We start from the raw sequence: 23,740 nt of genomic DNA, 5'->3' as shown, positions 1-23,740 counted from the left end.
TGAACCACGCACTGTTGTAACCATGCCACTGGGAAATAGTTGACACTTGAATCTGTTAGTATGCAGGCCACCTTTCGTCAACTCCATGCACAGGATTGCACATGCGCAGCACACCGCAAGCGGCCGGCCACGAGACCGTCCTTGAAGACGGCAAGCCCATCGTCACCACCACGGATCTGAAGGGGCGCCTTACCTACGCCAACTCCACCTTCATGCACGCCAGCGGTTTTGCCGACGAGGAGCTGGCCGGGCGCGCGCAGAATGCGCTGTACCATGCCGACATGCCGCCGGAAGTGGACGCGGACATGTGGCGCACCGTGCTGTCCGGCGAACCGTGGCGCGGGCTGGTGAAATACGGCCGCAAGGACGGCGGCTTTTTCTGGTGCATCGCCAACGTCACGCCGGTGATAGAGAAAGGCGCGGCGACCGGCTTCATGTCGGTGTGCACCAAGCCCAAGCGCCAGCAGATCCAGGACGCCGAGCAGCTGTACCGCAGCGTCAAGGGCGGCAACCCGGACGGCATCAGCATCGTGCGCGGCGCCGCTGCGGCGCGCGGCTGGCGCAAGCTGGCCAATGCGCTGCGCGACATCACGCTGGCGCAGCGCCTGGCGCTGTGCTTCGGCGGCATGACGCTGCTGGCGCTGGCGATGGCGGCCCATGCCGTGCTGCCGTATGGCGAACGCGCCTTGCACCTGCAGGCGCTGCTGATGGCGCTGATGGCGCTGTCCGGCTGGCGCAATCTGCACCAGGCCATCGTGGCGCCGGTGCAGGCCAGCATCAACGCCACCCGCATCCTGGCGGGCGGCGACCTGACCACCCGCATGGCGGTGGACCGGCACGATGAACTGGGCCAGCTGCAGGCATTCATCCGCCAGCTGAACCTGAACCTGGCCTCCATCCTGGTCGATATCCGTGGCAACTTCGCGCTCACGCGCAGCACCACCACCCAGGTGCGCAGCGCCAATGCGGACCTGTCGGCGCGCACCGAGGCGCAGGCGTCCAACCTGGAACAGACGTCGGCCAATATGGGCCACATCACCGGCACCGTGAGCCAGACGGCGGACAACGTGAACGCCGCCAGCGGCGTGGCGAGCGAGGCGACCGCGCTGGCCGAGCGCACCGGCGTGGCGGTGGCGCAGGTGGTGGTGGCCATGAACGACATCAGCAGCTCTTCGCGCCAGATCGTGGACATCGTCAGCCTGATCGACGGCATCGCTTTCCAGACCAATATCCTGGCGCTCAATGCGGCGGTGGAAGCGGCGCGCGCCGGCGAGAGCGGGCGCGGGTTCGCCGTGGTGGCCGGCGAGGTGCGCAGCCTGGCGCAGCGCAGCGCGGCGGCGGCCAAGGACATCAAGGCGCTGATCGACGCTTCGGCCGGCAAGATAGCGGCCGGCGCAGACATCGCCGGCACGGCCGGCAAGGATATGGATGCGGTGATCGCGGCCATCGGCCGGGTGGCCGGTATCATGGGCGACATCAGCCATTCAACCCGCGAGCAGAGCACCGGCATTAGCCAGGTGAAGGACGCGATCGTCCAACTGGACGAGGTAACGCACCAGAACGCGCTGATGGTGGAGCAAGCCTCGGCCGCCACCGCCGTGCTGGACACGCAGGCGCAAGCAGTGGCCAAGGCGCTGGAAGTGTTCAAGCTGCCGCCGCAGGCGGACGCGCGGAAAACCTCGCCCGGAGCGGCTGTCAGCGCGGCGCCGGCGGTGCCGGCACGGACCAGGCACGCGGCGCTGCCGATGGCGCGCCGGGCCTGATTTCACTTGATACCGCTTGATACCGCTTGATACCGCTTGATCCGGGTTTGATGCCGCCGCTTACCTGGCGGCGTAGAACGCCTTCATGAAGCGGTAGAAGTTCCACACATCCACCTTGCTCGCCATCTCGAAGGTGGAGTGCATGCTAATCAGCGGCACGCCCATGTCGATCACTTCCATCTCCTGCTGCGACATGAAGCGGCCGATGGTGCCGCCGGTGCCCACATCCACCTTGGGCGTATGGGTTTGCCACGGGATGGACGCCTGGTCGAGGATGCCGCGTATCCTGGCGGTGTACTCGGAGTTGGCGTCGAAGCCGCCGCCGTAGCGCTTGATGGTCACGCCGAAACCGATGCGGGCGGCGTTGCTTGCCTCGGACGCTTCCGGGAACAGCGGCGACAAGCCATCGTTGGTGTCGGCGCTGACCACCTGCGCGTGGCGCAAGGCCGTGCGCAGATCGATCTCGCTGTACAGCGCGCCCTTCTGGCCGCTCACCAGGCGCGCGTAGGCGGTGTTCAGCAACTGCGACGATGCGCCGGTATTGTTGACCGAGCCGACTTCCTCGAAATTGGACAGGTAGGCGATGGCCGTTTGCGCCGGTGCGCCGTCCAGGTCCAGCAAGGCGCGCAGCGCGCAGTAGGTGCTCAGGCGGTCGTCCTGGCCGTGGGAACCCACCAGGCCGCGGTCTATGCCCACGTCGCGCGGCTGCGTTGCAGGCACCAGGTGCAGATCGGCGCTGACGAAGTCTTCTTCCTGGATGCGGTATTTCTCCTTCAGCGCGCGCAGCACTTCGGCCACCACGCTGGCTTTCTCGCCAGGGATACTGCCCGCCACGGGGTCCAGTTCCTCGCCCTTGAACACTTCGGTGTAGCTGCGGTTGCGCAGTTCCTTGTCCGCGTGCGGCGCCGCGTCGCCGATGGCGAACACCGGATCTGCCGCATCGAAGCCGATCGAGACGGCGATGGTGCGGCCGTCGGTGGTGTCGATGCGCCCGGTCAGCGCCAGCGGCACATTGGCCCACTGGTATTTCTTGATGCCGCCGTAGTAGACGGTGTTGAACACGGCCAGGCCGTCGCGCGCGGCGCCGTTCACCGGGCGCGCCTTGAGCGCGATGTGCGGGCTGTCGTGGTGGGTGCCCACCACGTGCGAACCGGACACCAGCGGCTGCTGGCCTACCACCGCCAGCACCACGGCGCGGTCGCGCGCGGGCAGGATCAGGCGCGCACCCGGTTTCACCTGGTCGGGGCGGGTCAGTTCGGCGAAGCCGGCCGCCTTGGCCAGGCGGATCGCTTCGGCCGTGGCGGTGTAGGGGCTGCGCGCCACCGCAAGGTACTGCTTGTACTGCTCGGCGAAGCGGAACACTTCGTCGCGCTGGCCGCCCTGCAGCGCCAGCCAGGACGACTTCTTGCCGGCCCAGACGCTGGCGCCGCCCGCGGCCTCCTGCGCCTGTGCATGCATGCCCGCGCCCGCGCATGCCCACGCCGCCATCACCATGATGGCCAGCTTGCCGTATCGTTTCATTCACGTCCCCTTGTCTTATTTTCAAGCAGCGCCGTTGCCGCCGAAGGCGCTATGCTAAGGGGGCGCAGCGGCGTTGGCAATGCCTTGCGCGGGGCCGCTCAGTCCGGGCTTTCCACGGTGTAGCCCTTGGCCTTGAGCGCGGCCAGGTAGCCATCCGGCTTGAGGATGTCGGCCAGGCGCAGGGTGGCGAAGGTGCTGTTGTTGGTGGCCAGCGCCTTCTCGGCGGCCGTCACCCAGGCGGCCTGCATCCTTTCCTTCACGTTCTGGAAGCCGGGCCGGCTCTTGGCGAATTCGGCGTTCAGCATGGCGTCGCCGCATTCGGTTTCCTGGTCGGGGAAGCTCAACTTCTGGATCGCTTCCAGGTCGCCCTTGGCCCACGCGTTGGCGCGCACGCGCATGGCGTCAAGGTCGCTTTCCAGGCGTTCCAGCGTCTTCGAGAAGCAGGCGACATCGGCCAGCTGCGACTTCTTGAAGTCCTTCATCATGCCGGAGGCGTCGTCCGTCGGCAGCTGGATGCCGGTCTTGACGACCTTGATGTTGTGCTGCTTGACGATGCCGTCCAGCTTGCGGCCCACTTCGTAGCCCTTGGACAGGCCGGCCTGCTGCATGCCGGCGCGGAACAGGGTTTCGGCAACGAAGATGGGGCGCTCACGCTCGATGCTGTCGTTGTCGCCCAGGTATTTGGCTTTCAGCGGCAGCCAGCGCGCGTAGACGTCGGCCGGCAGCACGTCCTTCAGGGTGGCGCCGTCGGGATTCTTCTTCACGCCGATCAGGCTTGGCAGCAGCGTCAGGCCGCGCAGCCAGCCGACGCTGGCCGACGCGCCGGGCGGCGTCAGGTACTCCTGCGACTGGGACAGCACCGATTCAACCTGCTGCGAACGCCATTCCATTTTCTGGGGCAGCGGCGAATAGGTGCCGAACACCCACAGCACGTGTCCATCCTTGCTCACCTTCCACAAGCCCGGTCCCGGCTTCTGTCCCACCACCAGGATTTTTTCCGGCACGGCCTCGGCCTCGGCGCCGGCCGCAGCCTCCGTTTGGACCGCCGGCGGCGTCGCTTCGGTTTGCGCCCAAGCCGAAGCGGCTGGCAAAATCAGGCACAACACGGGAAGCACTTGTTTCAGCATGACACGTCCTTTCAATAAAAGAAGTCCAAGGTTACTATTCTTGCATTTGTTGCGTGGCAATTTTTCAGGATGTTACACATATGCCTATATCGTTCCCGAATCTGAGCGCCGTGCTGCTGGCGGCAGGCCTGGCGCTGCCGGCCGCGGCGCAGGACCAGCAGGCGCTCCAGCACGATCACCAGCAAGACTACCAGCGCGCCGGCGTGGCCGACAACATGCCGGTGTTCCAGCAGGCGCTGAAGGCCAAGCTGGCCTTTCCCATGGCCTGGTCGCCGCAGGTGAAAGACTTGCCGGCCTGGCGCAGCACCGGCCGCGCCAAACTGTGGGAACTCACCCTGCAGGCGCCCGACAACACGCCCTTCCAGCCGCAGGCGATCGCCGAGACCGACCGGGGCAGCTACGTGGCGCGCCAGGTGGTGTTCAACCTGAGCGCCGAGAGCCGCGTGCGTGCGCTGATGCTGGTGCCGAAGGGCGCCGGACCATTCCCCGCCGCGCTGATGCTGCACGACCATGGCGGCAAGTTCGACATCGGCAAGGAGAAGGCCATCCGGCCCTGGGGCGACACGCCGCAGGATTCGGAACAGGACAAGGCGCGCCTGGCGTCCTCGCAGGCCTGGGCCGACAAGCACTTCTCCGGCCGCTATCCGGGCGACGCGCTGGCCAGGCGCGGCTACGTGGTGCTGGCGGTGGACGCGCTGGGCTGGGGCGACCGGGGGCCGCTGACGGGCGACACGCAGCAGGCGCTGGCCGCCAACGCCTTCAACCTGGGCAGTTCGCTGGCCGGCATCATGGCCGCCGAGGACGCGCGCGCGGCGGCCTTCCTGGCCTCGCGGCCGGAGGTGGATGCGCGCAGGGTGGCGGCGATAGGCTTTTCCATGGGCGCGTTCCGGGCCTGGCAGGTGGCGGCGCTGTCGGACGCGGTGACGGCCGTGGTGGCGGCCAACTGGATGGCCACCACGGAGGGCTTGATGGTGCCGGGGAATAACCAGCTGCGCGGGAGTTCGGCCTGGAATATGCTGCATCCCGGCCTGCTGCGGCACATGGATTTTCCGGACGTGGCCAGCCTGGCCGCGCCCAAGCCGGCGATGTTCTTCGCTGGCGCGCAGGACAGGCTGTTCCCCGCCGCGTCGGTGCAGCAGGCGTTCGGCAAGATGGAGAAGGTGTGGCGGGCCTGGGGCGCACAGGACAAATTCGAGGCGCGCATGCTGCCGGGCGGGCACGTGTTTCCGCAACAGGAGCAGGATGATGCGTTTGACTGGCTGGAGAAGCAGTTCGGACGCGCGCCGGGCGATGGCGGGTTACGCGCTCCGCGCTAGCCCGCAGGAGCCGCCTGCGCCTAGGCCGGTGCTGGCAACAGCTCGACGCGCTCGCGCAGCAGCGCCAGCTGGGGCGGGTCCATGCGGCCGGCGGCGTTTTGCAGATAGCGCGCGGCGGCGCTGACGCCGCCGCGATCGGCCATCGACAGCCATAGCCATGCCTGCGCCATGTCCGGCGCGGTGCCCTGCCCGCTGTAATACATCAATCCCACGTTGAACTGCGCGCGCGCATGCCCCTGCGCGGCCGCCTTCTGATACCAGGCCAGCGCCTCGCCGTAGTCGCGCAGCAGCCCGTGCCCGGTGTCGTAGCGCAGCGCCAGCGCGAACTGCGCCAGCGCGTGGCCCTGCTCGGCCGCCTTGCGGTACCACAGGCCGGCCTGCACGCTGTCCGGCGCCGGGCTGTCGTCGCTGTCGAGCAGCTGGCCCAGGCTGTACTGCGCCGCCGCGTAATCCTGCTCGGCCGCCTTGCGGTACCAGGCGATGGCCTTGCGCCCGTCCTGCGGCACGCCGCGTCCCGTTTCATAGCGCAGGCCGAGGTCGAACTGCGCGCGCAGGTGGCCCTGGTCGGCTGCCTTGCGGTACCAGAACACGGCTTCCTGCACATCCTGCACCACGCCGTGGCCATTGTCGTACAGCAGGCCAAGATGGTATTGCGCGGCGGCGTAGCCCTGTTCGGCGGCCATGCGGTACCAGTGCTGCGCCTGTTCGTAGTCCTGCGGCACGCCCTGGCCATGGTCGTAGCGCAGACCGAGGTTGTTCTGCGCAGCGGCATGGCCCAGCGCGGCGGCCTTGCGGTACCAGTGCAGCGCCTTCTGCTCGTCGCGCGGGACAGGCTCGCCAGCTCCGCTGCCGCCGCCATTGTCGTAGATCAGGCCCAGGTTGAACTGCGAACTGGCGTGATCCTGCTCGGCCGCGCAGCGGTACCACTGGATGGCCTGCTGGGTGTCCTGCGGCACGCCGTCGCCCTTGTCGTAGCGCAGCGCCAGGTTGAACTGCGCCGGCGCGTAGCCCTGCTTGGCGGCCTTGCGGTACCAGGACATGGCCTGGTTCACGTCCTTGGCCACGCCCTGCCCGTTGTCATAGCGCAGGCCGAGATTGAACTGGGCGCGCGCGTAGCCCTGCTCGGCCGCCTTGCGGTACCAGGCGATGGCCTGCCTGAAGTCCTGCGGCACGCCCTTGCCGGTGTCGTACATCATGCCCAGGTTGTTCTGCGCACCCGCGTCGCCCTGCTCGGCGGCCTTGCTGAACCAGTGCATGGCCTGCTGCGTATCCTGCTGCAGGCCATGGCCCTTGGCGTACATCCAGCCCAGGTTGTATTGCGCAGCGGCGTAGCCCTGCTCGGCCGACAGCTGGTACCAGCGCGCCGCCTCGGCCAGGTCCTGCTTGAGGCCCTGCCCTTTCTGGCACATCACGCCCAGGTTGTACTGCGCGTGCTCCAGGCCCGCGTTGGCGGCCTGGCGGTACCAGGCCACGGCCAGCTCATAGCTCTGTTCCACGCCCTGGCCGTTGAAGTACATGAAGCCCAGGCTGTGCTGGGCGTTGGCCACGCCGCGCTCGGCCAGGTCTTTCACACGCAGGAATTCGGCGGTGTAGTTCTCCGGCCCGGTGCCGGCGCCAGGGGCGTGCGCTTCCGAGGCGGAAAATTTCTGCATGGCCGGTTCCGCCGCGTCAGGCCTGGAAGGCCGCGATGACCGCTTCGTGCTGGACCAGCGCGTCGGCGCGCGCATGCTCGGGCGCCTGCTGCTGCAGCACGCCGATGAAGCTGGTCAGCGAAATCGGCCGGTGGTAGAGGTAGCCCTGCATGGTGGTGCAGCCGTTGGCTTGCAGGTAGCGCGCCTGGATCTCGGTCTCCACGCCTTCGGCCACCAGGTGCAGGCCGAGGCCGCGCGCGATCGAAATGATGGCCAGGATCACCGGATAGTGGCCCTGCTCGTCGTGGATTTCCTTGACGAAGCTCTGGTCGATCTTGATGGTGTGGATAGGGAAGCGGTGCAGATAGGACAGCGAGGAATAGCCGGTGCCGAAGTCGTCGATCGCCACCGACACGCCCAGCTGGCACAGCTTGTTGAGCTGCTCGATGGCGTAGAGCGGATTGCGGATGCAGATGTTCTCGGTGATCTCCACCTCGATCTGCGCCGGCGAAATGCCGTAGCGCGTCAGCGCGCCGCGCATTTTCTCGAAGAAGTCGCCCCGGTCCAGGTATTGCGGCGACAGGTTCAGCGACAGGCGCAGCGCTTCGCCGCCGTTCGCGTTCCACTGCAGCAGGTCGCGGCACAGCGCGCCCAGCATCCAGTCCGAGATCGGCAGCATCAGGCCGTTCTCTTCGGCGAAGGGCAGGAACTCGCCGGCCGACAGCAGGCCGCGCTGCGGATGGTTCCAGCGCATCAGCCCCTCGGCGCCGATGATGCGGCCGGTGGCCACGTCGATCTGCGGCTGGTAATACATTTCCAGCTCGTTCTGCTCCAGCGCGCGGCGCAGCGCCTGCTCCAGCGCGATCTTCTGGTGCGACATGTCCAGCATGGAGTTGTGATAGAAGCTGTGGCCGTTCTTGCCCAGCGCTTTCACCTGGTACATGGCGATGTCGGCATGGCGCAGCAGCTCGTCGATGCTCTCGCCGTCGCTTGGATACACGGCAATGCCGATCGAGGCCGAGATGTGCACCTGGTGGCCGTCCAGGTCGAATGGCTTTTGCAGGCTTTCCAGGAACTTCTCGGCAATCACCTTGGCGTCGCCCCGGTCGCGCAGCTCCGGCAGCACGATGGTGAATTCGTCGCCGCCCTGGCGCGCCAGCGTGTCGCCCTTGCGCAGGCATTCCTTCAGCCGCAGCGCGGCCTGCTGCAGCAGCTCGTCGCCCTTGACGTGGCCCAGCGTGTCGTTGACCAGCTTGAAGCGGTCCAGGTCGACGAACATCACGGCCAGTTCGGTAAGCTTGCGCTTGGCCTGGATCACCGCCAGGCCCAGGCGGTCCTTGAACAGCATGCGGTTCGGCAGGTCGGTCAGGATGTCGTGGTAGGCCTGGTAGGAAATCACTTCCTCGGCACGCTTGCGGTCGGTGATGTCGCGCGCCACGCCGTAGATGCCGTAGTGCTCCTGCCGCGCATGCTCCGGGGTGTGCACGCCGATGGCGTTCATCGGCATCGTCATCAAGGTGTTGCTGAAGGTGCGCTCGATGCCGTTGCCCTTGCACTTCAGGCGCAGCTCGACGTTGCGCGAAGTGCGTTCATCGACCCTGCGTTCGCCGCCGCGCTCGTTGAACACGTAGCGCGCGCGCTCCAGGTCCTCGTCGTGGATCAGCACCGAGTAGTGCCGTCCCAGCAGTTCTTCGCGCGTGAAGCCCAGCAGCTGGTAGGCGCGGTCGTTGACGAAGGTAAAGTGGCCATCCTGGTTCAGCGTGTAGATGATGTCCGGCGAGCTGTCCACCAGGTTGCGGTACATGCGCTCGGAGGTTTCCAGCCGCTCGGCGATGCGCTCGTTGTCCACCGCCAGGCGGCGCTGCGCCAGCGCGTTTTCCACGGTCTTGAGCAGTTCTTCGCGGCTGTAGGGCTTGCGCAGGTAGTCGTAGGCGCCGCGCTTGAGCGCGCCGATCGCCGCTTCGATGCCGACGTCGCCGCTCATCACGATCACGTCGCTGTCGATGCCCTTGCCGTTCATGAAGTCCATGATCTCGTGCCCGCTCATGTCGGGCAGGCGCAGGTCCAGCAGCACCAGGTCGAACTTCATTTTGGTCAGTTGGGCCAGCGCTTCGCTGCCGCAGGTGGCGGTCACCAGCTGGTAGTCGCGGTCGCGCAGCAGTTCGTACAGGGAAGACAGCAGGCGTGGCTCGTCATCCACCAGCAGCAGGCGGGGACAGAAATCGCTCGCCAGGGGTACGGCGGCGGTTGCACTCGTGGCGTCGGTTGCCGGGAGCGGGGTTTGGGCGCCGGCAGCGTAGGGCGAGTTCATCGCGTCTTTCATACAGAATCCATCGCCCGCGATTGCGCGCCGGCGGTGAGGTTGTTGCCGCCCCTCACGGGCAGCAGGATTTCAAAAGTCGTGCCGGCTTTGCCGCTGCGGCAGGTGATCATGCCGTCCAGCTTCTTGACCAGGCTGTGCACGATAGACAGGCCCAGGCCGTGGTGCTTGCCCTCCTTGTTGCTGCGCACCGGCGTAAACAGGTTGGCCAGCACCTCGGTCGACAAACCGGGGCCATTGTCGCCGATCACCAGCTCCAGGTACAGCCTGCGCTCGCGGTTCACATGGCCGCGGTTGGCGATCTCTATCCGGCCGCCGTCCGGCAGCGCTTCGACCGCGTTCTTGACCAGGTTGACCAGGATCTGTTTCAGGATGTCGGCGTCGCCCTCGATCTCGGCCGGCTCGTCCTGCATGCGCACCAGGATCTGCACCGAGGCCGGCACGAAGTCGGTGGCGCGGAACAGGCGCAGCACGTCGTCCACCACGCGCGCCACGTCGGTCACGCGGTTGCCGTCGGACGGCTGCAGGTCGGCCAGGCCGTTGATCAGCGCGCCGACCCGGTCGATCTCCTCGTTCAGGATGGACATCTCGCCCACCACCGGCTCGCGCCGCGCCAGCTTGGTGTCCAGCACCGACAGGTAGTTCTTGATGATGGACAGCGGGTTGTTGACCTCGTGCACCACGCGGCGCGAGGCCTCGCGGTATTCCTCGGCCACGTGGGCGATCTGGCGCCGCGCGTGGCCGCGTTCGGAGAGCTGGGTTTCCAGCGCGGCGGCAGCCTGGTTGCCGAAGGCCTGCAGGAAGCGCTCGCGCTTGTGGTACGAAGGCAGCTGCCAGGCCGCAGCGCCGCCCACCAGCACGCCCAGGCAGCGCTGCCCGGCCACCAGCGGCACGCACACGAAACTCTCGGTGCCGAGGATGCGGAACAGCTGCTCTTCCGAGATGCCGACCGGCGCCGCACCCTGCCCGGCCTGGCTCAGGTAAGCCACGCGGCGCTCGCGCGCGGCGTCGGCTACCGTGCCGCCCTTGGCCAGCGGGATGGAGAATTCGGCCAGGCGCTGCTGCTGCTCGCCCGCCGCCATGCCCACCAGGGCGTGGCCGGTGGGGTTCTCCAGCAGGATCACGGTATTGTCGAAGTCGAACAGGATGCGCGCCGAGCGCGTCATCGCTTCCAGCATGCCGGTCTCGCCGGTCTGGCGCGCGAAGGTCTGGCCCATTTCGGACACCAGCACCATGTTGCGCACCTCCTCGGACAGGCGCTGCTGCACCGGGTCCACCGGCGGCGGCGGCGCGTAGGCGACCGGCGCCACGATGTCGTCCGCGCCGGCCAGTTCGATGCCGAGGTAGGCGGCCGACTTTTCCACCTGGCGCGCGGCGGCGTGGCAGATCACGTGCAGCGCGTCGCTGCCGATGGCGCACAGGCCGGCGGCCGCCTCAATGGCCTCGTCCTCGTCCTCATGGCTGCACAGCAGGTGCGCCAGGCGCACGATGCGGATCAGCGGATGGGCCGCTTCCAGGCGCGCCACCGGCTCGTGGTGGTACAGCACGCTGTCGGCCAGGAAGGAGTCCAGGTTCCAGCGCTCGATCAGCCAGGCGCCCGCTTCGGAGTGCGTGATCTGCAGGGTGCGCTGCTCCACCGCGCACAGGTCTTCGTCGTCGCGCGCGGTGAAGTTGAAGGCGTATTCTTTCGGCGCGGTGGCCAGCAGCGCCAGGCGGCCGACGTTGTGCAGCAGGCCGGCCAGGTAGGCTTCTTCGGCGTGCGGGTACTCGAGCTGCTTGGCGATGTCGCGCGCGATGACGGCGGTGGTCAGCGAGCTTTTCCAGAAGCTGCGCAGGTCGGTGCTGCCGGAATGGGGGAAACTGTTAAATGTCTGAAATACCGATTCGCTGATGACCAGCGTCTTGATCATGTCCGTGCCGAGCGATACCAGCGACTGCTCCAGCCCCACGGCGCGGTTGTTGCGGTGGTAGGCGGAACTGTTGGCGACCGACAGGATCTTGCTGGTCATGCCGGCGTCCTTGGCAATCAGCGCGGCCAGCTCCGGCATGCCGGCGTCGTCGGCCTGCAAGTGCTCTATCAACTTGATGAGTATCTGCGGCATGGCCGGCAGACGGGCAATCAGCAAGCGATTGCGAATATCATGGTCTGATTGATGCATCGTATCACGCATTGCCGCCAAGGAACTTTATCGAAGTTGAGAGGCGCTCAACGGCAGGGCGCCACCGCATTAATATTTAACCAACTGTAGAAAACTGTAGAAAAATCAGGCACTCGGAAAGCGATAGTAGCATAAACAACTTAGATAACTTATCGGCAATTAAAATTTCTTCCTAAACTTATCACACTTCCTTGCCGATAACTATCCGCCCGCCTGTTGGGCTGACAGCATGCTCCGGTAATAGCGCGCCGTCAACCACAATGCCAGCGCCGTCACGGTGAACGCCAACTGCCCGTATGCCAGCCACAACACGGAGTCCGACAGCACCGGTGCGATGGCGCCGGCCACCACGGCGCCCAGCAAGGTGGTGGCGAATGACTGGCAAGATGCTACCGTACCACGAATATGCGGGAACAGATCCAGTCCCAGCAAGGTGGCCGCCGGCGCCACCACCGACATGCCGAAGGTGTAGAAGAACAGCGGCGCCACGCTCCACGGCAGCGACGGCGGCTGGAACCAATGGTAGATGACGTTGACGCTGGCCGCCGCGATCAGGAAGCAGAAGCCGATGCCGATCTGGCGCGCGAAGCTCATCTTGCCGGCGATGCGGTTGGCCGCCAGCGCGCCGAGGAAGATGCCGCTCACGGCGGGAATGAACAGCCAGCCGAACTGGTCCGGTCCGAGTCCGAGGTGGCGCGGCAGCATCACCGGCGCCGCCGTGATGTAGACGAACAGGCCGGCGAAGTTGAACGCCACCACGCCGGACTTCAGGTGGAACAGCGGCGACGTCAAGATGGTGCGGTAGTTGCGCGCCAGGTAGCGCGGATTGAAGGGCTGGCGCCGGCCGGGCGGCAGCGTTTCGGGCAGGCGGCGGTAGCACACCAGGAACAGGCCCACGGTGTAGATGAACAGGAACAGGAAGATGGCGCGCCAGTCCAGGTATTTGACGATGACGCCGCCCAGTACCGGCGCGATGGCCGGCGCGATCGAGAAGATCATGGTGACCATGGACAGCAGGCGCGCGGCCGGCGCGTCCGCGTACAGGTCGCGGATGATGGCGCGCCCCACCACCACGCCGGCCCCGGCCGACACGCCCTGCAGCACGCGGAAGAACCACAGGTAATGCACCGAGTGTGCGGCGGCGCAGCCCATGGTGCCGATGGCGAACAGCACCAGCGACACCAGCACCACGTTGCGGCGCCCGAAGGCGTCGGCCAGCGCGCCGTGCCACAGCACCATGGCGGCGAAGGCCAGCATGTAGGCGGTGAGGGTTTGCTGCACTTCCAGCGGCGTGGCGTGCAGCGAAGCCTGGATATTCGGGAAGGCCGGCAGGTAGGCGTCGATCGAGAACGGTCCCAGCATCGACAGCGACGCCAGCACGATGGCCAGCGCGAAGGCGCTCAGCGGCTTGGCGTGGCTCGGTTCGGGCGGGGGGATCTCGGCGACGGGATCGGGAGGGAGGTTCGCGGGAGGCGTAGGAAACATGTCAGGTCCGGTTCTGCCGCCGGTCCGGCATCGCCGGACCTGCGCGGCGGGTAATGCTTATTGTGCTTTCGGCTTGGCTTCTTCGCGGCGGTTGTAGCCGGCCACCATGTCGAAGCGGAACAGACGGCATTCCAGCGCGCCGTTGAAGAACGGCGTCTTGCGCGCTTCCTTCAACCGCAGCAGCTTGGGCAGGCCCAGGTCGGCAGTGAACAGGAAGGCGGTCCAGCCGGCGAAGCGCTGCTTGAGCGTGGTGCCGAAGGCCGAGTAGAACGAGGTCGCCAGTTCGTCTTCCGGCAGGCTACTGTCGCCGCGCACGCCGATGCGTTCGCCGTACGGCGGGTTGGTCAGCAGGATGCCCGGCTGCTCGGTCGGCGCCTTCACTTCCTGCGCCTCGATCTGCTTGAGCGGAATGTCGAACATGATGCCGGCGCACTTCAGGTTGTGGCGCGTCATGGCCACCATGTCGCCCGAAATGTCGGAGCCGAAAATGGTCGGTTCGGACGGCAGCGGGTTAGGCTTGATGGCGTTCTTCATGTCGGCCCAGACCGCAGGCTGGAAGTCGTGGAACTTCTCGAACGCGAAACGGCGGCGCGCGCCGGGCGGAATGCCCTGCACCATCTGCGCCGCTTCGCACAGGATGGTGCCGGAGCCGCACATCGGATCGAACAGCGGCGTGCCCGGCTTCCAGCCGGAGACGCGCAGCAGGCCGGCGGCCAGGTTTTCGCGCAGCGGCGCGTCGCCCGTTTCGTCGCGCCAGCCGCGCTTGAACAGCGCTTCGCCCGAGGTATCCAGGTAGACGATGTACTGGTGCGCGTCCAGGAAACCGACGATGCGCATGTCCGGTTCGCGCGTGTTCACCGACGGGCGCGAACCGTACATGTCGCGGTAGCGGTCGCAGATCGCGTCCTTGATCTTCAGCGTGGTGAATTCCAGGCTCTTCAAGGGCGACTTCACGGCCGTCACATCGACGCGGATGGTGTGGTCGACGCCGAACCATTCTTCCCACGGCTGCGCCAGGGTCAAGTCGTAGATGTCGTTCTCGTTCTTGTAGCCGCCGGCGGCCATGCGCATCAGCACGCGCGAGGCGATGCGCGAATGCAGGTTGACGCGGTAGGCGTCTTCCAGCGCGCCGGAGCAATGCACGCCGCCGGGCACCTGGTTGTGCACCTTCAGGGTGCTGCCGGGCAGCTGCGTGATTTCAGTCAGTTCTTCGGCCAGCGCCGCTTCCATGCCGCGCGGGCATGGGCAAAAATAGGAAGCCATAGGGGTACCTTTTATCCGTTTAAAAAAAACGTTCCGCCTGCGCGGAACGATGTACTTCAGGGGGCCAGTGCGCGCTCGAGGAAATCGAGCCTGTCCTGCCCCCAGAAACTTTCACCATCGAGGATGTACCACGGCGAGCCGAATATATTGGCGGCGGTGGCTTCCTCGGTGTTCTTGTCGTACTCGGCCTGCACGCTGGCCGTCTCCGACGATTTGACCAGCGCGCGGCCATCCAGGCCGCAGCTGTTCGCGATCTGCACCAGCGTCTCTTCGTCGCCGATGTTGCGCTCCTCGGCCCACAGGCCGCGCATGATGGCGCCCGACAGCTGCAGCGCCGTGTCCACGCCGTGCGTCAGGCGCGCGGCGATGATCAGTTTGGCCGCCGCATCCGGCGACACCGGGAAGAACCTGGGCTGCACGTTCATCGGCACGCCGAGGAAGGTGGACCAGCGCGCCAGCTCCACCAGGCGGTAAGCCTGGCGCTGCGGGGCGCGCTTGGCCAGCGGCAGGCCGCCGGACACGCCAAACACCTTGCCCAGATCGAAGGGACGGATATCGATCTGCGCACCGTGCGCCTTGGCCAGCGCCACGAAACGCTCGTGGCCCAGGTAGCTCCACGGCGAATGCGGGGCAAAGTAGTATTGGCAGGTTTTGCTCATGCGCTTCTCTCTTAGAAGGGTTTGACGACAACCAGGATGACGATGGCCAGCAGCAGCAGCACCGGCACTTCATTGAACCAGCGGTACCACGTGTGGCTGCGGGTATTCACGCCGCGCTCGAATTTCTTCAGGATGGCGCCGCAGGCGTGCGAATAGCCGATGGCCAGGATCACCAGCGCCAGCTTGGCGTGCATCCAGCCCGGCATCTTGAAGCTGTCGCCGCCGCCGTACTGCAGCCACAGCAGCCACGCGCCCAGCAGCACCGCCGGCACCGACAGCATCATCATGAAGCGGTACAGCTTGCGCGCCATCAGCAGCAGGCGCTCCTTGCTCACGCTTTCCTTCTCCAGCGCCAGGTTGACGAAGATGCGCGGCAGGTAGAACAGCCCGGAGAACCAGGACACGACGAACAGGATGTGGAACGCTTTTACCCAGAGCATAGGCCGCCTTATTTCCGTACTTCGCCGTGGCCGAACACCACGTATTTGAGCGAGGTCAGGCCTTCCAGGCCGACCGGGCCGCGCGCGTGCAGCTTGTCGTTCGAGATGCCGATCTCGGCGCCCAGGCCGTACTCGAAGCCGTCCGCGAAGCGGGTGGACGCGTTCACCATCACCGAAGCCGAATCGACTTCGCGCAGGAAGCGCATGGCGTCGCTGTAGTCTTCGGTGATGATCGATTCGGTGTGCTTGGACGACCAGGTGCTGATGTGGTCCATGGCCTGCTCGATGCCGTCCACCACGCGCACGGCGAGGATCGGCGCCAGGTATTCGGTGGCCCAGTCCTCCTCGGTGGCGTGCGCCAGGTGCGGGTAGCCTTCCAGGATCTTGTACGACTCCGGATCGCAGCGCAGCTCCACCTGCTCGGCCGCGTACAGCCTGGCCAGTTCCGGCAGCACCTGCGGCGCGATGGCGCGCGCCACCAGCAGCGTTTCCATGGTGTTGCACGGGCTGTAGCGCTGGCACTTGGCGTTGAAGGCCACGTCCAGCGCCTTCTTCATGTCGGCCTTGGCGTCGATGTAGACGTGGCAGATGCCGTCCAGGTGCTTGATCATCGGCACGGTGGACTCCTTCATCAGGCGCGCGATCAGGCCCTTGCCACCGCGCGGCACGATCACGTCCACATACTGCGGCATGGTGATCAGCGCGCCGACGGCGGCGCGGTCGGTGGTGTCGACCACCTGCACGCCGTCTTTCGGCAGGCCGGCGCCCTGCAAGCCTTCCATCACCAGCCTGGCCAGCGCGCGGTTGCAATTGATCGCTTCCGAACCGCCGCGCAGGATGGTAGCGTTGCCGCTCTTGATGCACAGGCCGGCCGCGTCCACAGTGACGTTCGGGCGGGCTTCGTAGATGATGCCGATGACGCCCAGCGGCACGCGCATCTGGCCCACCTGGATGCCGCTCGGGCGGAATTTCAGGCCGCTGATCTCGCCGATGGGGTCCGGCAGCGCCACGATCTGGCGCAGGCCTTCCACCATGGTGGCGATGGCCTTGTCGGACAGCGCCAGGCGGTCCAGCAATGCCGGGGCCATGCCGGCGGCGGCGGCCGCGTCTAGGTCCAGCTGGTTGGCGGCGCGCAGGGCGGCCGCGTCGCGTTCGATCGCGTCGGCGATCAGCAGCAGCGCGCGATTGCGCTGCGCGCTGTCGGCGCGGGCCATGGCGCGCGATGCAGCGCGCGCCTGGCGGCCCACTTGTTCCATGTATTGCGTGATGTCCATTACATTCCCTCGGAAAACCACTGCAAGTTCCGGGGTCAGACCATCGGGTCCGATCCCGGCCGTTGCGGTTGGTTGTCAGCCGCGCGCCACCTTCAGCGCCAGCTGCAGCATTGCGTCCCATGCGTCGCCCGCGAAAGCCTTGGCGCGCAGGCCCTTGATCATCTTATCGATTTGCGCCGCTTCCTGCAGCGCAGCCTCCAGCAGCGGCAGCGACACGCGCCGCAGCGCCGGTTCCATCATGCGCTCTTTCGGGCCCCAGATGCGGTACTCCTTGAGCAGCGCGCCCAGCGGCCGTCCCTGCGCCGTACCGGCCTTCAGCTTGAGCAGCGTGCGGATTTCCTCCGACACCGCCCACAGCACCAGCGGCAGCGCTTCGCCTTCGCCTTTCAAGCCTTCGAGCATCCGCACCAGCCGCGCGGGATCGCCGGACAGCATCGCTTCACTCAGTTTGAACACGTCATAGCGCGCCACGTTCAGCACCGCGTCATGCACTTGTTCGTATGTCAGTTTGCCCGCTTCGTGCAGCAGGCCCAGTTTCTGTATCTCCTGGTGCGCCGCCAGCAAATTGCCTTCAACGCGGTCGGCGATGAAGTCGATGCTCTGGCGGTCCGCGCTCTGGCCTTGCGCAGCCAGGCGGTTGCCGATCCAGCCCGGCAGCTGCGCGCGTTCGACATTCGGAATGTCGATGTACACGGCGGCCTGCTGCAGGCTGGCCACCCAGGCCGCCTTCTGCGTCTGCCAGTCCAGCTTGGGCAGCGTGATCAGCGTCAGGTTGTCCGGACTCAGATCCTTCACATAGTTCTGCAGCGCCGCGCCGCCGTCCTTGCCCGGCTTGCCGGTCGGGATGCGCAGCTCGATCAGCTTCTTGTCGCCGAACAGGGACAACGCCTGGTTCGCCGCCAGCAGCTCGCCCCACTTGAAGCTGCGCTCGACGGTCAGCACGTCGCGCTCGGAATAACCCTGCGCGCGCGCGCTGCGGCGGATCTTGTCCGCCGCTTCCAGCGCCAGCAGATGCTCGTCGCTGGTGATGACGTACAGCTGCGCCAGCGGCTTGCTCAAATGCCCGTCCAGCGCGTCCAGCCTCAGTTGCATACGTTGTTCCGCATCCGTTTATTCCTTGGGCGCGGCAACCGGCGTGGCCGGCGCCATCGACATCTGCGACACTGGCTTGATGGCGGCCATGCGGCGCATCATCTGCTGCACCAGGTCGGTCTGCATGTCCTTGTACAGCAACGCCTCTTCCTGCTCCTTCGCCAGCAGCTGGGTCTCGTCGAAGGTGATCGGACGATTCAGGCTGATGCTGGTGGGCGCCAGCAGCTCGTTGCCAAGCTTGTCGCGCACGCGAAACACGATGGTGTAGGCCAGCAGGTATTCACGCACGCGGCCATTGTTGTTCAGCGACAGAATGCTCTTGGTGCGGGTCTTTTCCGGATCGGTCAGCACCTCGATCACACCGTCGGCCTTGGCCGGATCGGAGACCACCACCGTGTTGCCGTTGACGCGGATGTTGCGCTTCAAATCGATCGCCAGCGGCGACGATTCCGGCAGGCCGACGTACATGGCCGGGAACGGCAGCGTGTAGTGGCCGCCCGAGCCGCGCAGGTGGAAGCCGCAGGCCGACAGCGAGCCGGCCAGCGCCGCCGCCACCAGCAGCGCGCCGGCGCCGCGTTTCAGGTTATGGATGGTGGTCTGCATGCTTACACCACGATGTTGACGAGTTTGCCCGGCACCACGATGACCTTCTTCGGCGTGCCTTCGATGAACTTCTGCACGCTTTCCTCGGCCAGCGCGGCAGCTTCGATGGCGGCCTTGTCGGCGCCCTTGGCCACCTTCACCGAGCCGCGCAGCTTGCCGTTCACCTGGATCATCATCTCGATCTCGGACTGCTCGAGCGCGGCGGCATCGACCTGCGGCCACGGCGCGTTCAGCAGGTCGCCCAGCGCCTTGCCGTAGCCCAGCTCTTCCCACAGCACGTGGGTGATGTGCGGCGCCACGGGATTGAGCAGGCGCAGGAAGATGGCGAAGCCTTCCGCGATCACGGCGTTGGATTCGGCGCTGTCGTCCAGCTTGGCCGACTCCATGGTGTTGAGCATCTTCATGCAGGCCGACACCACGGTGTTGTACTGGATGCGCTTCAGGTCATAGTCGGCCTGCTGCAGGATCTTGTGCAGTTCGCGGCGCAGGGTTTTCTGCGCGTCGCCGGCCACGGCCGCCGACACGGTGGCGCTGCCGCCCACCGCTTCGATGCGCGCTTTCTGCGCATAGCCGAAGGCCCACACGCGGCGCAGGAAGCGGTTCGCGCCTTCCACGCCGGAGCCCGACCATTCCAGCGTCTGCTCGGGCGGCGAGGCGAACATGGTGAACAGGCGGGCCGTATCGGCGCCGTACTGCTCGATCTGCGCGGCCGGGTCGATGCCGTTGTTCTTCGACTTGGACATCTTCTCGGTGCCGCCGATGTTCACCGGCTGGCCGTCTTCCTTCAGCAGCGCGCTTTGCGGGCGGCCCTTGTCGTCGGTGGTCAGGTTGATGTCGGCCGGGTTGTACCAGGTCTTCTTGCCCGCCGCGTCTTCACGGTAGTAGGTCTCGTTCAGCACCATGCCCTGCGTCAGCAGGTTGACGAACGGCTCGTCGAACTTCACCAGGCCGAAGTCGCGCATGATCTTGGTCCAGAAGCGCGCGTACAGCAGGTGCATCACGGCGTGCTCGATGCCGCCGATGTACTGGTCCATCGGCATCCAGTAGTCGTTGCGCTCGTCCACCATGGCGTTGTTCGAACCCGGCGAGGTATAGCGCATGTAGTACCACGACGAATCGACGAAGGTGTCCATGGTGTCGGTTTCGCGGCGCGCAGGCTTGCCGCACTGCGGGCAGTCGCACTTCAGGAAGGCTTCGTACTTGTTCAGCGGGTTGCCGGTGCCGTCCGGCACGCAGTCTTCCGGCAGCACCACCGGCAGGTCTTTTTCCGGCACCGGCACCGAGCCGCAGTCGGCGCAGTGGATCATCGGGATCGGCGTGCCCCAGTAGCGCTGGCGCGAAATGCCCCAGTCGCGCAAGCGGAAGGTGACCTTCTTCTCGCCCAGGCCCTTGGCTTCCATGTCGGCCGCCACGGCGTCGACAGCGGCGGCGTAATTCAGGCCGTCGTACTTGCCGGAGTTGGTGACGATGGACACGTCCTTGTCGCCATACCATTCCTGCCATTCGGTGCTGGAGAACTCGGGATTGGCGGCGGTGGTGATGACCTGCTTGATCGGCAGGTTGTATTTGTTGGCGAAGGCGAAGTCGCGCTCGTCGTGCGCAGGCACGCCCATCACGGCGCCGTCGCCGTAGGTGATCAGCACGTAGTTGCCGACCCAGACTTCAACCTGCGCGCCGGTCAGCGGATGGGTGACGAACAGGCCGGTCGGCATGCCCTTCTTCTCCATCGTGGCCATGTCGGCCTCGATCACGGAGCCCATCTTGCACTCGGCGATGAAGGCCTGCAGTTCCGGGTTGTTCTGCGCGGCGTGCGCGGCCAGCGGGTGCTCGGCCGCCACGGCGCAGAAGGTCACGCCCATGATGGTGTCCGGGCGGGTGGTGAAGACGAACATCTTGCCGTCCTGGATCAGCTTGCCGTCGGCGTCCTTGATCTCGTGCGGGAAGGCGAAGCGCACGCCGGTCGATTTGCCGATCCAGTTGGTCTGCATGGTGCGCACGCGCTCGGGCCAGCCCGGCAGCTTGGTGTCCACGTATTCCAGCAGCTCGTCGGCGTAGTCGGTGATGCGGGCGTAGTACATCGGGATTTCGCGCTTTTCAATCAGCGCGCCCGAACGCCAGCCGCGGCCGTCCACCACTTGCTCGTTGGCCAGCACGGTCTGGTCGATCGGGTCCCAGTTCACGGTGCCGGTCTTTTTGTAGATGATGCCTTTTTCCAGCATCTTCAGGAACATCCACTGGTTCCACTTGTAGTATTCCGGCTTGCACGCGGTCATTTCGCGCGACCAGTCGATGGCCAGGCCCATGGACTCCATCTGCTCGCGCATGTGGGCGATGTTGGAGTAGGTCCATTGCGCAGGCGGCACGTTGTTGGCCATGGCCGCGTTTTCCGCCGGCATGCCGAACGCGTCCCAGCCCATCGGCATCAGCACGTTGTAGCCGTTCATGCGCAGGTAGCGGTACATCACGTCATTGATTGTATAGTTGCGCACGTGGCCCATGTGCAGCTTGCCCGAAGGGTAAGGCAGCATCGAGCAAGCGTAATACTTGCCTTTGGGGAAACGTGGGTCGTTTTCTACCGCTTTGTAGGCGTCGATCGCCTTCCAGTGCGATTGGGCGGCTTTTTCAACGTCGGCGGGACTATATTTATCTTGCATGATGTGTGCGGCCAGTATGAAATATTGGTGGATATGAACCGGTCATTATAACAGCATGCACTATAAGGAATTTCCGCCTCACCCCGTCTTGCGCCCGTATGTCGCGTGCCTGTGGGCGAGCGCGTCCGGCGGCCCGGCGCAGGACGGCCGCGCGGCCTCGCACCGGGTGCTGCCGGACAACTGCATCGACATCCTGTGGCAGGATACCGGCGCGCCGGCGTTCGCCGTCGGCATGATGACACGCGCCATCCATGTGGCCTCCGAGCGGGTGGTGCGCACCGTGGCGGTGCGCTTCAAGCCGGGCGCGGCAGGCATATTCCTGTCGCCGCCGCATGGCCCGGCGCTGCCGCTGCACCACCTGGCCGACCGGCGCAGCGACCTGGACCAGCTCTGGGGCCGCAGCGGCGCCGACCGGCTGGCCGACAGCCTGTGGGGCCGCGAGCTGAGCGACACCCAGCGCTTGGCGCTGATCGAGCGCAGCCTGCTGGCCCGGCTGCGGGAAGCCGCCGCTGGCGGCAAGGCGGCCGCAGCAATTCCCCCGCGCCCGGCCCGGCCATCGGCAGGCGGCCTGTCCGCGCCGTCACCGGCCGGCCCGCTGGTCGGCGCCGCGCTGGACGCCATCGAGCGCAGCGGCGGTGCCTTGCGCATCGAGACACTGGCCGACGGACTGGGTGTGTCGCGCCAGCACCTGGCCGCCCAGTTCCGCGCCAAGGTGGGCCTGACGCCCAAGATGTACGCCCGCATCGCCCGCTTTCGCCGCGCCACCGGCGCCCTGGCCGAAGCCCCGGCCCCGGACTGGGCCCGGCTGGCCCTGGACTGCGGCTACTTCGACCAGTCCCACTTGATCCACGACTTCCAGGAATTCTCCGGCAGCGCCCCGGAAAACTTCCTGCGCTGACCTTCCAATTTTCCAATCGCGGCCGCTCCCGGCGTGGCAAGATAGCCATCATTTCAACCAGGGAGAGCAAGATGATCAAAGGATTACGCACCGCCATGTACCCCGTGCCGGACATGGAACAAGGCAAGGCCTGGTACACCAGCGTGTTCGGCGTGGGCCCCTATTTCGACCAGCCGTTCTATATCGGCTTCGCCATCGGCGGCTTCGAGCTGGGGCTGTTCCCGGACGGCACGCCCGGCCCGTCCGGCAGCCGCGTCTACTGGGGCGTGGACGACATCGACGCCGAAGTGGCCCGCATCACCGCGCTGGGCGCCACGGTATTTTCCGCCATCCAGGACGTGGGCGAAGGCATCAGGGTAGCCGAACTGAACGACCCCTACGGCAACGTGCTGGGCCTGATCTACAACCCGCTGTTCAAGGCGGAGGACGTACGCTGACCCCCGTGCGCTGATCCGCAACCCATGGTAATATACGTTTCATATACACTTCATATATCAAACGAACAACCATGGGCATAGTAAAAATCTCCGACCAGATGCACGAGAACCTGCGGGTGGCGAGCGGCGCACTGAGCCGCTCCATCAACGCGCAGGCCGAACACTGGCTGCGCATCGGCATGCTGGCCGAAACCAATCCCGAACTGCGCTACAGCGACATCTGCCAGATGCTGCTGCGCTCCGCCGCGCAGGACGGCCCGACGCTGGCCGACGCCATCGGCGCCCCCATCGAGGAGCGCCGGCACCATGCGTAAGAAAAAGCCGAACGACATCCTCATCAAGAGTCCCGACCAGATCGCCCAGGCGCGCGTGGCGGCCCAGCTGGCGGCCGACGTGCTGACCATGATCGGCCCGCACATCAAGGCCGGCGTCACCACCGAACAGCTGGACAAGATCTGCAACGACTACATCGTCAAGGAGCAGCAGGTGATCCCGGCCAACGTGGGCTACGGTGGCTTCCCGGCCACCGTGTGCACCTCGGTGAACGAAGTGATCTGCCACGGCATCCCCTCGCCCAAGCGCGTGCTGCGCGACGGCGACATCATCAACATCGACGTGGCCGTGATCAAGGACGGCTGGCACGGCGACACCAGCCGCATGTACTACGTGGGCCAGCCCAGCAAGCAGGCCGAACGGCTGGTGGACGTCACCTACAAGTCGATGTGGGCCGGCATCCGCGCGGTGAAGCCGGGCGCGACGCTGGGCGACGTCGGCCACGCGATCCAGACCGTGGCCGAAGCGGCCGGCTTCAGCGTGGTGCGCGACTACTGCGGCCACGGCATCGGCCTGGTGTACCACGAGGACCTGGAAGTGCGGCACTACGGCAAGCCGGGCACCGGCGTGGTGCTGCAGCCGGGCATGCTGTTTACCATCGAACCGATGATCAACGCCGGCAAGCCGCAAACGCGCGAAATGCCGGACGGCTGGACCGTCGTCACCGCCGACCGTTCGCTGTCCGCGCAGTGGGAGCATATGGTGACGGTGACCGAGACCGGTTTCGAGGTGCTGACCCTGGCACCCGGCGAGCAGCAGCAATAA

The 23,740-nt window shown here is 66.1% G+C and carries 19 protein-coding genes; 6 read left to right on the top strand and 13 right to left on the bottom strand.

Features of this window, described 5'->3' with window-relative positions; all coding sequences use genetic code 11:
• Window positions 1-101 precede the first annotated feature (101 nt).
• Window positions 102-1,763: a methyl-accepting chemotaxis protein gene (locus ASD15_RS00910; RefSeq protein ID WP_057153613.1), complete on the top strand. Its 1,662-nt coding sequence runs from the start codon at window positions 102-104 to the stop codon at window positions 1,761-1,763.
• A 60-nt stretch (window positions 1,764-1,823) separates the two neighbouring features.
• On the opposite strand, the gene ASD15_RS00905 is transcribed toward ASD15_RS00910, so the two are convergent.
• Together ASD15_RS00905 and ASD15_RS00900 are read right to left on the bottom strand one after the other, a co-directional pair.
• Window positions 1,824-3,284, bottom strand: a complete 1,461-nt coding sequence (locus ASD15_RS00905; protein WP_057152792.1) for a hypothetical protein — start codon at window positions 3,282-3,284, stop codon at window positions 1,824-1,826.
• A 98-nt stretch (window positions 3,285-3,382) separates the two neighbouring features.
• Entirely contained in the window at window positions 3,383-4,411 is a 1,029-nt protein-coding gene (locus ASD15_RS00900; RefSeq protein ID WP_057152791.1) for a TraB/GumN family protein, read from the bottom strand.
• An 80-nt stretch (window positions 4,412-4,491) separates the two neighbouring features.
• Here ASD15_RS00900 and ASD15_RS00895 point away from each other — a divergent pair, with 80 nt between their 5' ends.
• Window positions 4,492-5,727 (top strand): dienelactone hydrolase family protein, encoded by a 1,236-nt coding sequence (locus ASD15_RS00895; protein WP_057152790.1) that lies wholly within the window; start codon window positions 4,492-4,494, stop codon window positions 5,725-5,727.
• Window positions 5,728-5,747: 20 nt separating this feature from the next.
• Here the strand turns inward: ASD15_RS00895 and ASD15_RS00890 are convergent, their stop codons facing one another.
• The 11 genes from ASD15_RS00890 to leuS form a co-directional block, all read right to left on the bottom strand.
• Window positions 5,748-7,379: a tetratricopeptide repeat protein gene (locus ASD15_RS00890; protein ID WP_057152789.1), complete on the bottom strand. Its 1,632-nt coding sequence runs from the start codon at window positions 7,377-7,379 to the stop codon at window positions 5,748-5,750.
• Between the two features lie 16 nt (window positions 7,380-7,395).
• Window positions 7,396-9,681, bottom strand: a complete 2,286-nt coding sequence (locus ASD15_RS00885) for an EAL domain-containing protein (protein WP_229418012.1) — start codon at window positions 9,679-9,681, stop codon at window positions 7,396-7,398.
• Window positions 9,678-11,837, bottom strand: coding sequence for an HDOD domain-containing protein (locus tag ASD15_RS00880; RefSeq protein WP_057152788.1), 2,160 nt, complete (start codon window positions 11,835-11,837; stop codon window positions 9,678-9,680). Before ASD15_RS00880 ends, ASD15_RS00885 begins: the two co-directional genes overlap by 4 nt.
• A 201-nt stretch (window positions 11,838-12,038) precedes the next feature.
• A complete protein-coding gene (locus ASD15_RS00875; RefSeq protein WP_082551454.1) occupies window positions 12,039-13,322 on the bottom strand; it encodes a multidrug effflux MFS transporter in 1,284 nt (427 codons plus the stop codon).
• A gap of 57 nt (window positions 13,323-13,379) precedes the next feature.
• Entirely contained in the window at window positions 13,380-14,585 is a 1,206-nt protein-coding gene (locus ASD15_RS00870; protein WP_373888149.1) for a class I SAM-dependent RNA methyltransferase, read from the bottom strand.
• 56 nt (window positions 14,586-14,641) lie between these two features.
• A complete protein-coding gene (locus ASD15_RS00865; protein ID WP_057152787.1) occupies window positions 14,642-15,244 on the bottom strand; it encodes a 2-hydroxychromene-2-carboxylate isomerase in 603 nt (200 codons plus the stop codon).
• An 11-nt stretch (window positions 15,245-15,255) separates the two neighbouring features.
• On the bottom strand, window positions 15,256-15,684 hold the full coding sequence (locus ASD15_RS00860; RefSeq protein ID WP_057152786.1) for a CopD family protein: 429 nt from the start codon (window positions 15,682-15,684) through the stop codon (window positions 15,256-15,258).
• Between the two features lie 8 nt (window positions 15,685-15,692).
• Entirely contained in the window at window positions 15,693-16,958 is a 1,266-nt protein-coding gene (locus tag ASD15_RS00855; protein WP_057152785.1) for a glutamate-5-semialdehyde dehydrogenase, read from the bottom strand.
• A 75-nt stretch (window positions 16,959-17,033) separates the two neighbouring features.
• Complete coding sequence (gene holA, locus ASD15_RS00850; protein ID WP_057152784.1) at window positions 17,034-18,050, bottom strand: DNA polymerase III subunit delta; 1,017 nt, start codon at window positions 18,048-18,050, stop codon at window positions 17,034-17,036.
• 18 nt (window positions 18,051-18,068) lie between these two features.
• Window positions 18,069-18,653, bottom strand: a complete 585-nt coding sequence (gene lptE / locus ASD15_RS00845; RefSeq protein WP_057152783.1) for an LPS assembly lipoprotein LptE — start codon at window positions 18,651-18,653, stop codon at window positions 18,069-18,071.
• A gap of 2 nt (window positions 18,654-18,655) precedes the next feature.
• Window positions 18,656-21,307: a leucine--tRNA ligase gene (gene leuS / locus ASD15_RS00840; RefSeq protein ID WP_057152782.1), complete on the bottom strand. Its 2,652-nt coding sequence runs from the start codon at window positions 21,305-21,307 to the stop codon at window positions 18,656-18,658.
• Window positions 21,308-21,362: 55 nt separating this feature from the next.
• Between leuS and ASD15_RS00835 the strand changes: the two genes are divergently transcribed.
• The 4 genes from ASD15_RS00835 (at window position 21,363) to map (ending at window position 23,740) form a co-directional block, all read left to right on the top strand.
• Entirely contained in the window at window positions 21,363-22,205 is an 843-nt protein-coding gene (locus ASD15_RS00835) for a helix-turn-helix domain-containing protein (protein ID WP_057152781.1), read from the top strand.
• Between the two features lie 71 nt (window positions 22,206-22,276).
• Window positions 22,277-22,642, top strand: coding sequence for a VOC family protein (locus tag ASD15_RS00830; RefSeq protein ID WP_057152780.1), 366 nt, complete (start codon window positions 22,277-22,279; stop codon window positions 22,640-22,642).
• Window positions 22,643-22,713: 71 nt separating this feature from the next.
• On the top strand, window positions 22,714-22,956 hold the full coding sequence (locus tag ASD15_RS00825; RefSeq protein ID WP_056401606.1) for a ParD-like family protein: 243 nt from the start codon (window positions 22,714-22,716) through the stop codon (window positions 22,954-22,956).
• On the top strand, window positions 22,949-23,740 hold the full coding sequence (gene map / locus ASD15_RS00820; RefSeq protein WP_057152779.1) for a type I methionyl aminopeptidase: 792 nt from the start codon (window positions 22,949-22,951) through the stop codon (window positions 23,738-23,740). Before ASD15_RS00825 ends, map begins: the two co-directional genes overlap by 8 nt.

Source organism: Massilia sp. Root351 (assembly GCF_001425045.1).
Lineage (GTDB): Bacteria > Pseudomonadota > Gammaproteobacteria > Burkholderiales > Burkholderiaceae_D > Rugamonas.
Note: the sequence above shows the minus strand (reverse complement) of the source record. Positions and strands in the feature narration are given on the sequence as shown.